This window comes from Loktanella sp. F6476L (assembly GCF_023015725.1).
Classification (GTDB): Bacteria; Pseudomonadota; Alphaproteobacteria; order Rhodobacterales; family Rhodobacteraceae; genus Yoonia.
This window is the reverse complement of the sequence record NZ_JALKAR010000008.1, coordinates 122,169-134,323: the sequence shown is the minus strand read 5'-3', so window position 1 is coordinate 134,323 and position 12,155 is coordinate 122,169. Positions and strand designations below refer to the sequence as shown.

Here is a 12,155-nt window from a genome sequence, read left to right as displayed (position 1 = left end):
GCTCTGCTTGCACCTTGAAGGCGATCAATTAGGGTCGGGCGATGCGCCTGACCCTTTTTCTTTGTTCGCACTCCTTTGGAACACTTGCCCGCCATGGATGATGAAATTCCCCTGACCGGTGGCAACGTCGCAGCTGGTGTCACGCGCGTTGGCGACACGATCCGCAAACCCGTCACGGCAAATACGCCCGCGACACAGGCGCTGCTGACAAAACTCGCGGCGGCGGGTGTGAACGGCGTTCCGCAATTTTTGGGGATCGACGACAAGAACCGCCAGATGCTGCGCTTTGTGTCGGGCGATACCGATTTTCCAGCAAACTTTTGGACCGACGACGCAGCACTTTTATCAGCAGCTCGCCTGCTACGCCGCATCCACAACGCCACCCTGTCCTTGATGGATGCGACTGTGCCTTGGGCCTACAGCCACCCAGATCCGTTGCTGCACGAGGTCATCTGCCACAACGATTTTGCCCCCTACAACATGACGTTCAACGCGAACGGTGCGGTGATCGGCGTCTTCGATTTTGACCTAGCAGGACCTGCGCCGCGGATCAGGGATCTGGCCTATCTGGCGTGGTGGGTCGTCCCGCTTGGTCAGCAGGACGCCGCGATGGATGCGGCCACGCAGGCCGATTTGGATGCCAAAAGCCGTCGTCTTAAACTGCTTTGCAAGACGTATGGGGTACCAGCCAACCGCGCCCTTTTAGACATGATCACCGAAGTCCTAACCCACATGAGCGACTCTGATGCCACGTCCCGCATGATTGGTGACGTCGCCACGCAGGCGTTGATCGCGGGCGGCCATCTTGACCAATGGGCCCAATCTTTAGCCGATTTCGCCCAAATCAAAGGGCAGATCGCAGCCAACCTAGACGTTTAAGCTGAACAAAGCTTGGCGCATTTACCCGAACTGGGTTACGAACACCCTATGAAACATGTTCTCGCTTTGCTTATTTGTATGCCCGTTGTGGCTTTTGCCCAAGCCCCGCAGCCCGATGTAAAGGCGCCGGCGATTGCGAGTATGGAAGTTGGGGTCATTTGTGCACCAGATACGCTTGGCGTGCGGGAAGCCCCCGGTACGATCGCGGGAACGACCCATGTTATTGAAGAAGAGCCTGCGTTTGTCGCAGCGACGCGGCGGGTGCCTGCGGTGCTTGGGATCGGGTTCGGGATCAAGTCGCAAGCGCTCGATATTGACGGCATCAATGGCGTGCAAATGACGGTGACCCACCCGCCGATGGGCGCGACGGGCCAAACCGTGCAGACGTTCACGTCAACTATTCGCGGCACGGACCCGTCCCTGACGTTTTATCAGTTCGACTTTGACTATGAACTCTTGCCCGGCATCTGGCAGATCGAAGCGTCCTATGCTGGCGAAACTCTTTACCGCACAACATTCGAAGTACTGCCTGCAGAACAAATACCCGAACTGGCCGATATCTGCGGCTATGTAGACTTGTTTTCGTAGGACGGGCTCGCGATCAGGCAAGTCGCTGCGACACTTTTGTTCAAACACGAATTACCTGACGAATGATTGTTGCGCTGCGGATGCAAACACTTTATCTCTGCACCTGCACAAGCAGGAGAGTCGCCCCATGGCCCATGACGGACAAGACATGACATTGATCGCAACCGCAGGAATGCCTGATCTGCTGGCACAGACCGCCGCGTCATTGCCCGCCGTGGCGACCATCGTGCAAGCTGCAAAAACCAGCGTCGCAGCGCTGACCACAGATGGCGGGCGCATCTCCGGCGCGTTGATCGAAGAAAATCAAACGGCGGCGCATGGCTATGCTTGGTTGGCCACATACGACCAATCATTGCAGCAAATGCAGGCTTGGGCTGATCGTTTGACGGCTGACGGTAAGTTTGGCGAAACAGAACAATTGATCCACCAGATCGCGTTTGGCGAATACCTTGCGCAGATCGCTGGTGGCATCCAAATGAACCAAGGCGAAATGATCCGTTTGCGCGACATGGGCGTGTCAGCGGCGGATCAGGCAGCTTTCGCAGCGGACAGTGCAGTCGCAGCATTGATTGACAACGCCAACACGCAGGCCGCCCGCACCCGTCTTGTCGAACTGATGCAGGAACAGTCCGCGAATGTGACCGTGGGCGCGTCCGGTCTGGATGAAGAACTGGAAATGATCCGCGACCAATTCCGCCGCTACGCGGTCGAAAAGGTCGAACCATTTGCCCATGATTGGCACCTGAAGGACGAATTGATCCCGATGGAAGTCATCGACGAGCTTGCCGAAATGGGCGTGTTCGGACTGACGATCCCTGAAGAATACGGCGGCTTTGGCCTGTCGAAATCGTCGATGTGTGTGGTTTCCGAAGAATTGTCGCGCGGCTACATCGGTGTTGGATCACTTGGGACGCGGTCCGAAATCGCAGCAGAACTGATCCTATGCGGCGGCACCGAAGAGCAGAAACAGAAGTGGTTGCCGCAATTGGCCAGCGCTGAAACCCTGCCGACGGCCGTCTTCACAGAACCTAACACCGGATCCGACCTTGGCGCGCTGCGTACGCGTGCGGTGAAGAAGGGTGACGATTGGGAAGTGACCGGTAACAAAACGTGGATCACCCACGCCGCCCGCACCCAAGTGATGACATTGCTCGCACGGACCGATCCCGACACGACCGACTACAAAGGTCTGTCGATGTTCCTTGCAGAGAAGACCCCGGGCACGGATGAAGACCCGTTCCCAACCGACGGCATGACCGGTGGCGAGATCGAGGTTCTCGGTTATCGTGGCATGAAAGAATACGAACTGGCCTTTGACGGATTTGCTGTGAAGGGCGAAAACCTGTTGGGCGGCGAAACCGGCAAGGGTTTCAAGCAATTGATGCAAACCTTTGAATCTGCGCGCATCCAAACGGCAGCCCGCGCCATCGGTGTCGCGCAATCCGCGCTTGATGTCGGGATGCAATACGCGCAAGACCGCAAACAATTTGGCAAATCCCTGATCAATTTCCCGCGTGTATCGGGCAAACTTGCGATGATGGCCGTTGAAATCATGGTGGCACGCCAGTTGACCTATTTCTCGGCCGCCGAAAAGGACGCTGATCGCCGCTGCGATCTGGAAGCGGGTATGGCGAAACTGTTAGGCGCGCGCGTGGCATGGGCCTGCGCGGATAACGCGCTGCAAATCCACGGCGGCAACGGTTTTGCGCTGGAATACAAAGTCAGCCGTATCTTGTGCGACGCGCGTATCCTGAACATCTTTGAAGGTGCCGCAGAAATCCAAGCGCAAGTCATCGCGCGGCGGCTGCTTGGGTAAAACATACGTGTAGCAGGCTTGCCTTCGCAGGCCTGCAATGCGACGCAACACCATGCTTCGCTTTCTTCCCATCGTGCTTTTGCTCACCGCTTGCGGCCCCGATGAAACCATCTCAGGCTACGCCGTGCGCGACGCGACCTATAGACTGATAGACATCGATGGCACCGATTTTGCGGCGCGCGCGACGATCAGCTTCGGCGACAACGGCAGCGTGACAGGACGCGGCCCTTGCAACAGCTTTCATAGCACGCAAACCCTCCCCTATCCGTGGTTCAACCTTGACCCCATCGCGAGCACGCGCATGGCCTGTCCCGATCTCGCGGCAGAGCAGATATATTTCGCCACGCTCGCAGACATGACGTTGGCGGAAGCATTCGAAAATGTGCTGATCCTGTCCAACACAGACGACCGCGAAATGGTGTTTCAGGTCGAATAACGGCCGATCGCATCCAACAATCTGGCGCGTGCAGCGGGCATTGGGCGATCACCAAGGCTTTTGATCAGGCGGTTTTCAATGAAATAGCCCGTTGTAGCCAATGCTTTCACAATTTCGCCCGGCGTCGCGTCGCCTTTGCCCGCAAGCACAGGCGGAAGGGCCAGCAGACGATCCGCCCATTCACCTGCCGCGTCGCGACTGACGGCTTTGCCCGACTTGGGCGATACGAACGCGAGGTCCTCGTTCACGCCGCGCACAGCGCAAGCGGACAGATCCATGCCGAAACCCATTTCCTCTAGCAACGCCTGTTCCCACCGCAAATAGGCCAACGGCCAGATATCCGTCTGCCCCAGCAAATCAAGCAGTCCCATCGTGCGGTCATACAGTGGCGCATGGGCTTCGCGTTCGGGCAGCACCATCGTCAGCAAACCGCAGACCGCATTCAGGCCTGCCAGCGATAACCTGTCGCCCATTGCGGCAGCGGCACGACTGCGGATGGGTTCAACGGTGAACGACCCAAGGTGCTGATCAAGCCGCGCTTTCCATGTCACCGATAGCTGCGCGCCGGGTTGCAACAATGGTGCAACCTTGCGGCTGGTGCCACCGCGCACGACGCCTGCATGACGCCCGTGTTCTTCGGAAAACACTTCGATAATGACCGAGGTTTCCCCAAACGGGCGAGTGGCCAAAAGGGCTGCGTCATCGGTCCAACTGATCATGGCGCTAATGTGGGGGGAAACAGACGCGTTGGAAAGGGCGGGCGATCTGTTTCTTCTGCCCGCAACAACTCAGTCCAAGCCAGATTCATCCAACAGGTGGCGGCCTTGTTTATCTTCGACCTCGATCACCCAAAGATCAGGATCAAAGCCGCGTTGTTTTGCGATTGATCCGTCAACATCCGGTTCGGGCCCGTCCGACAGCACGACCCATTTCCGGTCGCCCGTCATCAAATCGAAACTGCGTTGGTAACAGCAGGCCTGCCCATCAAGTGTATTCAGCTTAATGAGCACCGCCCCCGCTGTCGCATCCCCTTTTTGCACGACAAATGCGGGAATTTCGGACAGGCGCAGGCGCGTCAAATAGGCCGACACCCAGATGTCAGCCGTCAGTTTCAAGCGTTGCCGTCTTTGAATTCGAGACCCATTTCTGAGTAACGTTCTTTTTCTTCCAACCAGTTTTTGCGCACTTTGATCTGCACAAACAGGTGGACGCGACGACCAAGAAATTCTTCAAGTTCCAACCGCACCGCTGTATTCACAGCTTTCGCGGTTTCGCCTTTCTTGCCAAGCACGATGCCTTTGTGGCCATCGCGAGCAACGTAAACGACCTGATCAATGCGGCAGGACCCGTCGGGGCGTTCTTCCCAATTTTCGGTTTCGACCGTCAGCTCGTACGGTAATTCCTGATGCAGGCGCAGCGTCAGTTTTTCGCGTGTAATCTCGGCTGCGATATTGCGCATCGGCAAGTCGGCGATCTGATCTTCGGGATACAGCCACGGGCCAGCAGGCACTTCACCAGCAAGCCATGTTTTCAGCGCCTTCACCCCATGTCCGCGTTCAGCGGAGATCATGAAGGTTTCCGCGAATGGGTAGCGTTCGTTCATCTCGGACGTCAGCGCGAGCAGTGCTTCGGTCTTCACCTTGTCGATCTTGTTGATCGCCAAGGCAACTTTGCCTCCGCCTGTGCGTTCTTCCAGCGACGCAAGGATCGCCTTCACGCCTTCGCTGATCCCGCGGTGCGCTTCGATCATCAGCACCACGATGTCCGCATCCCCTGCCCCTGTCCACGCGGCTGCTACCATGGCGCGGTCAAGACGGCGGCGCGGTTTGAACAGACCTGGTGTGTCGATGAAAACCAATTGCGCTTCGCCGGATTCACCGCCAATCGCGATACCCCGAATACGCGCCCGTGTGGTTTGCACCTTGTGGGTCACGATGGACACCTTCGCGCCGACCATCCGATTCAAAAGCGTTGATTTACCGGCGTTTGGTTCGCCGATCAGGGCCACAAATCCGGCGCGTGTTGTATCTGTCATGGGTCGACTTTCTTCAAAAGGGCGGTTGCGGCGGCTTGTTCGGCTTGGCGTTTTGATCCGGCGGTCGCTTTTTCAGCGGGACCGGAGGACAGGCGCGCCTCAATCGTAAATACCGGCTGATGGTCTGGGCCAGAGCGGGCCACTTCGACGTAGGCGGGCGGCGGTTCGCCACGGGCCTGCGCCCATTCTTGCAGGGCGGTTTTGGCGTCGCGCGCGTCGTCAGCCACATTATAGATGCGATTACCCCAAAGGGTCACGACCATCTTTTGGGCGGTCTCGAACCCTGCGTCCAAGAACACAGCAGCGATCACAGCCTCCATTGCATCAGCCAGCAACGCTTCTTTGCGCCGCCCACCTGATTTCATCTCGGACCGACCGAGTTTCAGGACAGCACCGATATCAATCTGGCGGGCAACATCTGCGCAAGCTTCACGGCGCACAAGCGCGTTGTAACGCGGCGCAAGCAGGCCTTCGGACGCATCCGTATCAGCCTTCAGCAAGGCGTCGGACATCACCAGACCCAGCACACGGTCGCCCAAAAATTCGAGCCGTTGGTTATCGTCGCGATGCGCGGACATCATCGACGAATGCGTGACCGCGCGGATCAATAGGGACGGATCGGCAAAATCATGGCCAATCCGTTTTGCAAAAGCAGCAAGTTCCGCCGACAGCTTCATTCAATCGCCTTAAAGAAACGGTCGCTGCGCCATGTCCAAAACGCCAGCATGGACCGACCGGCGGATGAGAACATCACGCGGTCAGCACGGCCAACGATATCTTCGCGGGGAACAAAACCAACGCCGCGTGCTTCCTGTGCGACACGGCTGTCAGTGGAATTGTCGCGGTTATCGCCCATGAAGAAGAAGTGATCTTCTGGCACGGTAAACACGCCAGTATTATCAGAGAACTGATCGCCGATGTTCAGGATCGAATGACGTGTGCCACCGGGCAGTGTTTCGTACTGACGCGACTTTTCACAAATCGCGCCTTGCCCCACAGCGCCGTTTTCGCAACGCGGACGTAGACCTTGCGGGCCTTGGTATTCCATCACTTCTTCGAACACGCCGCCATCTTCGAGAACCACAGCCTCGTCGTTGATCTGCAAAACACCGTCGATCATTTGGATGCGGTCACCCGGCATCCCAATCAGACGTTTGATGAAATCACGCCCCGTCACAGGATGACGGAATACGACAACATCGCCGCGCTCCGGTTCAGACCCCAAGAAACGTTCGTTTGAACCTTCGAACACGCCACAGAAATCGTCAGCACCGATATCAATGCCAACAGCCGGGATACGGATCGACGGGCATGACGCGTAGGAATAGCCATACGCCATCTTATTCACGAACAGAAAATCCCCGATCAGCAGCGTGTCTTTCATGGACCCTGACGGGATCCAGAACGGCTGGAAAAAGATCGTCCGAAACAGGCCTGCAATCAGCAAGGCATAGACAACCGTCTTAACGGTTTCTTTGACGCTTGCGAAAAATCCGGGCTCTTCGGACATGGGCAAATTCCTTTGATGAGTTGCAAGGCTACATGCGGGCGACACTGCGCTGTGTCAAGCGATGCCACAACGGCAAAGCTGGAAAACGCCACTGATTTATAGGGGATTGGCCTCAATCACGACAAAGGCCTGCGCCCACGGGTGATCATCGGTCATTGTGACGTGAATTGTGGCTTCGTGTCCGGGGGGCGTCATTTGGTCCAAACGGTCCTTTGCCCAACCTGTGACATGCATCACGGGTTGGCCGGTGCGCAGATTTGTGACCGACATATCTTTCCACGCGATTCCCATGGAAAGCCCCGTGCCGAGCGCTTTTGAACAGGCCTCTTTCGCGGCCCAGCGTTTCGCATAGGTGCCAGCCACGTCGCGACGCCGTTCGGCTTTGGCTTGTTCGACATCCGTAAACACGCGATTTTTGAAACGATCCCCGAACCGTTCCAGCGTTCCCGCAATCCGTTCGATGTTTGCCAGATCGGTCCCGATGCCCAGGATCATTCGGTATCCGCCAAAATGACCGCGTCGATTTCACCTGTGGATTGGTTCAGCGTGAACGACAATAGGCTGGTCGGGAACCCGTCGCTTTCGGGATCGTATCGGCTAACGGGGACTTCAAAGATCAACCCAGCCGCCGGATCATATCCGGCCGTTAAGGCGTCCCACCTGATCCCACTGAACCCGATGCGGTCGCCGGACCCAATCGTCTTGCACTGCCTGTCGCCAACTTCGTCGTAGGGCGGGGATAAGACCAACAGATGCATCGCTGCTACAGCCGGTTCGACCGTGTCCAACATGGCAAGGCGCACGGCCCCTTCAGCAAAGACCTTTGTGTGATCTTCCCATGGTTCGATCAAATTACGGGCGCTAGATTCCCAGTCACAATCGCTGACGGTTTGCGCGGACAGCGGAGCCGCAAACAGCGCCACCAGCGGAATGGATAAAATCGATTTCATAATCATCTCCGGTCTATCGCCCAAGAATGCGCTTAGGTGGCCGGCACTTCAAGGTCGATCACCATGATTGCGTCGCCGCTGCCGCAGAGCGACACCAACCGTCCGCCAAGCGCCTTATGACCCGGATGTGCCGCGTAAATTCGCAACGCGTCGGTGTCGGTGAACGTACAGATAAAGCCGTAAGGATAGTCTGGTGTCTTGTGTTCAAGGTCGCGGTTTGAACCATGGGTGAAACCTGTGAACCCCGGCAGATCAAGCGCGGCGAGCCCCTGCATCACGGCATCAAGTTCATCCGCGTCGTAGCCTTCAGGCAGGCCAAGCATCACAATATGTTGGATCATGAAAGGCCCCGCGCCGCGTCCATGATACGGCGCATTTCTTTGATTGCTGGACCAAGGCCCGTAAAGATCGCTTCGCCGATGATGAAGTGACCGATGTTCAATTCGACCACCTCAGGCAACACTGCCACGGGCGTCACATTGTCAAACGACAGACCGTGGCCTGCGTGGACTTCAAGACCCAAACCATGTGCATGGGTCGCCATCGCCGTCAGGCGCGCAAGTTCGGCATCGCGTTCATCAAAACGCCCTTCATCGTGCAGATCGCAGTACAAACCACAGTGCAGTTCGATAATGTCCGCGCCAATCCGCGCCGATGCTTCAACCTGTGCGATCTCCGGACCAATGAACATCGACACGCGGGTGCCTGCGTCTTTGAATGGGGCAATGTAGGCAGCAAGGCGGTTATCATCACCAGCCACATCAAGCCCACCTTCGGTGGTGCGTTCTTCGCGGCGTTCTGGCACCAGACAGACAGCATGCGGCTTTGTGGCGAGCGCGATCTTTTGCATCTCTTCCGTGGCGCCCATTTCGAAATTCAATGGGATATCAATCGCTTCGGCAATGGCGGCCATGTCGGCATCACGAATATGACGCCGATCTTCGCGCAGGTGGGCAGTGATCCCGTCAGCGCCTGCCTCTTGCGCCAGCAACGCCGCGCGCACCGGATCGGGGGTCGCCCCGCCCCGCGCATTCCGCACAGTCGCCACATGGTCGATGTTCACGCCAAGCCGTAGTTTTGAAGAGGTCATCGCAGTGTCCTTTGCAATCGATTAACGCAGCATCTAGCCCGACGTTGGACCGCCGTCATCGTTTTGCCCAGTATTCTTTTGTAACGATGCCAATTTTGCGCGGAGCACCTTCTGGCGGCGTTTCTGGTAGGCGCTGATCAGCGGCACAGACAGGTAGTAACAAAACGTCGCGCAGATAATGCCAGGGATGATCCCGCCGATCATGTAGGGATAGAACACTTCGTCATAGAAAATCGCCAGACCATGCCAATCGGCACGCGCTGGCGTGAAAATTGCCAGAAAGTTGTGCCATAGATCATGGAACGCGCCGCCAAATTTTGCCCCGATCGATGCGTCAACGTCGTCAACCGGACGGGTTCCGAGCAACCAGTGTCCGGTCCCGAGCGATGCGACCGCAATCGGAACATAGGTCAGCGGGTTGCCGAAAAACGTGCCCATAAGCGCGGCCAGCACGTTCCCACGCATGAGACGCGCCAACAGGAACGCCACGACAAAGTGCATGCTGTAGAACGGGGTGAATGCGGTGAAAACTCCGGCCCACACCCCGCGCGAAATCTTTTCAGGGGTATCAGGAAGCCTGCGCACCCGGTGTTTGACGTATTGGGCCGCGCGCGACCACCCACCGCGCGGATAGATAAAGTCGGCAACCACTTGCCAGACCGGGCGTCTATCCCTGCGCTTAAAAACCAAGTTTACGTCCTCTTAGGTGCCGCTTCGTTCGACATTCGCCAACCCGGGGTCGCGATGCCTGCCAATGGATGACACATTGCTGTCGGCTTCAAGGGCTGTTTGCACCCGATGGAAATGTTCAACGTCACTGACGTCGACATCCATCATCAACCTGTAATAATCTGGCTTGCGTTCGATGAACTTCAAGTCCGAGATATTGGCCGTCTGTTCCCCGATCAAGGTACAAATCCGGCCCAAAACACCCGCGTCGTTCGTGATCGTCAGATCAAGCGTCACCGCGTTGACTGCACCGTGCACGCCATCCTGCCATTGCAAATCAATCCAACGTTCCGGCTGATCTTCAAAATCGATAAGTGCGTCACAATCAATGGTGTGCACCACCACCCCTTCGCCGCGATACGTAATCCCCATGATCCGTTCGCCCGGTACAGGCTGGCAACACCGCGCGCGGCGATGCTGCTGGTTCGGGGACAGGCCCACCACCGCACGGTTCGCCGCAATCTGTTCGCCTTCTTTTTCAACAAGTTTTGGATAGATCGCGGCAACGACATAGCGGCCCGTGATTTCTGCGCTGCCAAGTTGGCACAACAGTTCATCAACACTTTCAATCGCCAATGCTTTGGCTGCCGTTTGCAACGCCTTGTCGGTTGATTTCTTACCAACGTTTTCAAACGCGACCCGCGCCAGTTCGCTGCCCAGCTTGATAAACCGATCCCGATCTTCTTCTTTCAACGAGCGGCGGATCGCCGTTTTGGCGCGGCCCGTCACGGCAATATCAATCCAAGTCGCTTGCGGGGTCTGGCCTTCGGCGGTGATCGCTTCGACCGATTGACCGTTCTTCAAACGCGTCCACAACGGCACCCGCAAACCGTCAACCTTAGCCCCCACAATGGCAGACCCGATCCGCGTGTGGATCGCATAGGCAAAATCAATGGGCGTGGCACCGCGCGGCAGTTTGATCACGTCGCCCTTCGGTGTGAAGCAGAACACTTGGTCCTGATACATCTCAAGCTTCACAGCCTCGAGAAATTCTTCGTGACCTTGTTCCTGATCCAACCGTTCTGTCAGCTTGTTGATCCATTCAACAGGATCAACGGCAAAGCGGTTTTCGACACGTTCCCCGTTTTTATAGGACCAATGCGCGGCAACACCTGTTTCGGCAACTTCGTGCATTTCACGGGTTCTGATCTGGACCTCTACGCGTTTACCATCACGGCCTGACACAGTTGTATGGATCGACCGGTAACCGTTTGTTTTGGGCTGGCTGATGTAGTCTTTGAACCGACCTGGCACAGATTTCCAACGCTGGTGGATCACCCCAAGAACGCGGTAACAATCTGCCTCTGTCGCCGTCAGGACGCGAAACCCGTAGATGTCGGACAGCCGCGAAAAGCTCAGGTCTTTTTCCTGCATCTTGCGCCAGATCGAATAGGGTTTCTTGGCGCGGCCCACGACCTCTGCGCTGATCCCCGCCTTTTCCAGTTCGACCCGCATATCGGCAGTAATCTTTTGGACCACATCGCCTGTTTCGCGCTGCAATGTGATGAAACGGCGGATGATGGAATTGCGCCCCTCGGGATTGAGAACGCGGAACGCCAAATCCTCCAGTTCTTCGCGCATCCACTGCATACCCATGCGCCCGGCGAGCGGGGCAAAGATTTCCATCGTCTCGCGGGCCTTCTGGGCCTGCTTATCGAGGCGCATCGACTTGATCGTGCGCATGTTGTGTAGACGGTCGGCCAGTTTAACCAATGTCACACGCAAATCGCGGGACGTGGCCATGAACAACTTGCGAAAGTTCTCGGCCTGTTTCGTCTCGCGTGAATTTAGCTGCAGATTCGTCAGCTTCGTGACACCATCCACCAATTCAGCGATTTCGCGGGTAAACCGTTTTTCGACTTCGGCAAAAGACGCCTTCGTGTCTTCGATCGTGTCGTGCAGCAAAGCGGTGACAAGGGTCGCGTCATCCATTTGCTGTTCAGCAAGGATGACAGTCACAGCAACAGGATGGGTAAAGTATTTTTCGCCTGAATGGCGGAATTGACCGTCGTGCATTTCGTCGCCGAACGCATATGCGTCGCGCAACATCTGTTCATTTGTACGAGGGTTGTAGGCGCGGACCAGAGCGATCAGATCGTCAGCAGTCGTCATCTCGTCCTGC

15 protein-coding genes are annotated in these 12,155 nt (G+C 56.8%); 4 read left to right on the top strand and 11 right to left on the bottom strand.

Going from position 1 to position 12,155, the window contains the following annotated elements; genetic code table 11:
- The first annotated feature begins 93 nt into the window (after nucleotides 1–93).
- From MWU61_RS15555 to MWU61_RS15540, 4 genes are all read left to right on the top strand, one after another.
- Nucleotides 94–879: an aminoglycoside phosphotransferase family protein gene (locus MWU61_RS15555; RefSeq protein ID WP_247129325.1), complete on the top strand. Its 786-nt coding sequence runs from the start codon at nucleotides 94–96 to the stop codon at nucleotides 877–879.
- Nucleotides 880–927: 48 nt separating this feature from the next.
- Nucleotides 928–1,467 carry a DUF3859 domain-containing protein gene (locus MWU61_RS15550; RefSeq protein ID WP_247129324.1) on the top strand — a complete coding sequence of 180 codons (540 nt, stop codon included), beginning with the start codon at nucleotides 928–930 and terminating at the stop codon, nucleotides 1,465–1,467.
- A 127-nt stretch (nucleotides 1,468–1,594) separates the two neighbouring features.
- Nucleotides 1,595–3,283 (top strand): acyl-CoA dehydrogenase family protein, encoded by a 1,689-nt coding sequence (locus tag MWU61_RS15545; protein ID WP_247129323.1) that lies wholly within the window; start codon nucleotides 1,595–1,597, stop codon nucleotides 3,281–3,283.
- 52 nt (nucleotides 3,284–3,335) lie between these two features.
- Entirely contained in the window at nucleotides 3,336–3,719 is a 384-nt protein-coding gene (locus tag MWU61_RS15540) for an META domain-containing protein (protein WP_247129322.1), read from the top strand.
- Here MWU61_RS15540 and recO read toward each other — a convergent pair.
- The 11 genes from recO to MWU61_RS15485 all read right to left on the bottom strand — a co-directional run bounded on the left by recO (nucleotide 3,707) and on the right by MWU61_RS15485 (nucleotide 12,145).
- On the bottom strand, nucleotides 3,707–4,438 hold the full coding sequence (recO, locus tag MWU61_RS15535) for a DNA repair protein RecO (protein ID WP_247129321.1): 732 nt from the start codon (nucleotides 4,436–4,438) through the stop codon (nucleotides 3,707–3,709). The genes MWU61_RS15540 and recO overlap by 13 nt on opposite strands.
- 69 nt (nucleotides 4,439–4,507) lie before the next feature.
- Nucleotides 4,508–4,834, bottom strand: a complete 327-nt coding sequence (locus tag MWU61_RS15530) for a DUF1491 family protein (protein ID WP_247129320.1) — start codon at nucleotides 4,832–4,834, stop codon at nucleotides 4,508–4,510.
- Complete coding sequence (gene era, locus MWU61_RS15525; protein ID WP_247129319.1) at nucleotides 4,831–5,754, bottom strand: GTPase Era; 924 nt, start codon at nucleotides 5,752–5,754, stop codon at nucleotides 4,831–4,833. The genes MWU61_RS15530 and era overlap by 4 nt, the downstream gene beginning before the upstream one ends.
- Nucleotides 5,751–6,431 carry a ribonuclease III gene (rnc, locus tag MWU61_RS15520; RefSeq protein WP_247129318.1) on the bottom strand — a complete coding sequence of 227 codons (681 nt, stop codon included), beginning with the start codon at nucleotides 6,429–6,431 and terminating at the stop codon, nucleotides 5,751–5,753. The genes era and rnc overlap by 4 nt, the downstream gene beginning before the upstream one ends.
- A complete protein-coding gene (gene lepB / locus MWU61_RS15515; protein ID WP_247129317.1) occupies nucleotides 6,428–7,264 on the bottom strand; it encodes a signal peptidase I in 837 nt (278 codons plus the stop codon). The genes rnc and lepB overlap by 4 nt, the downstream gene beginning before the upstream one ends.
- Before the next feature lie 96 nt (nucleotides 7,265–7,360).
- Complete coding sequence (gene acpS / locus MWU61_RS15510; protein ID WP_247129316.1) at nucleotides 7,361–7,759, bottom strand: holo-ACP synthase; 399 nt, start codon at nucleotides 7,757–7,759, stop codon at nucleotides 7,361–7,363.
- Nucleotides 7,756–8,214 (bottom strand): hypothetical protein, encoded by a 459-nt coding sequence (locus tag MWU61_RS15505; protein ID WP_247129315.1) that lies wholly within the window; start codon nucleotides 8,212–8,214, stop codon nucleotides 7,756–7,758. The genes acpS and MWU61_RS15505 overlap by 4 nt, the downstream gene beginning before the upstream one ends.
- Before the next feature lie 32 nt (nucleotides 8,215–8,246).
- A complete protein-coding gene (locus tag MWU61_RS15500) occupies nucleotides 8,247–8,555 on the bottom strand; it encodes a Dabb family protein (protein ID WP_247129313.1) in 309 nt (102 codons plus the stop codon).
- Complete coding sequence (locus tag MWU61_RS15495; protein ID WP_247129312.1) at nucleotides 8,552–9,304, bottom strand: pyridoxine 5'-phosphate synthase; 753 nt, start codon at nucleotides 9,302–9,304, stop codon at nucleotides 8,552–8,554. Before MWU61_RS15495 ends, MWU61_RS15500 begins: the two co-directional genes overlap by 4 nt.
- 33 nt (nucleotides 9,305–9,337) lie before the next feature.
- The gene (locus tag MWU61_RS15490) at nucleotides 9,338–9,994 is read right to left on the bottom strand and encodes a DUF2062 domain-containing protein (RefSeq protein WP_247129311.1); all 657 of its coding nucleotides are present in this window, start codon (nucleotides 9,992–9,994) and stop codon (nucleotides 9,338–9,340) included.
- 12 nt (nucleotides 9,995–10,006) lie between these two features.
- The gene (locus MWU61_RS15485; protein WP_247129310.1) at nucleotides 10,007–12,145 is read right to left on the bottom strand and encodes a bifunctional (p)ppGpp synthetase/guanosine-3',5'-bis(diphosphate) 3'-pyrophosphohydrolase; all 2,139 of its coding nucleotides are present in this window, start codon (nucleotides 12,143–12,145) and stop codon (nucleotides 10,007–10,009) included.
- Nucleotides 12,146–12,155: the final 10 nt, after the last annotated feature.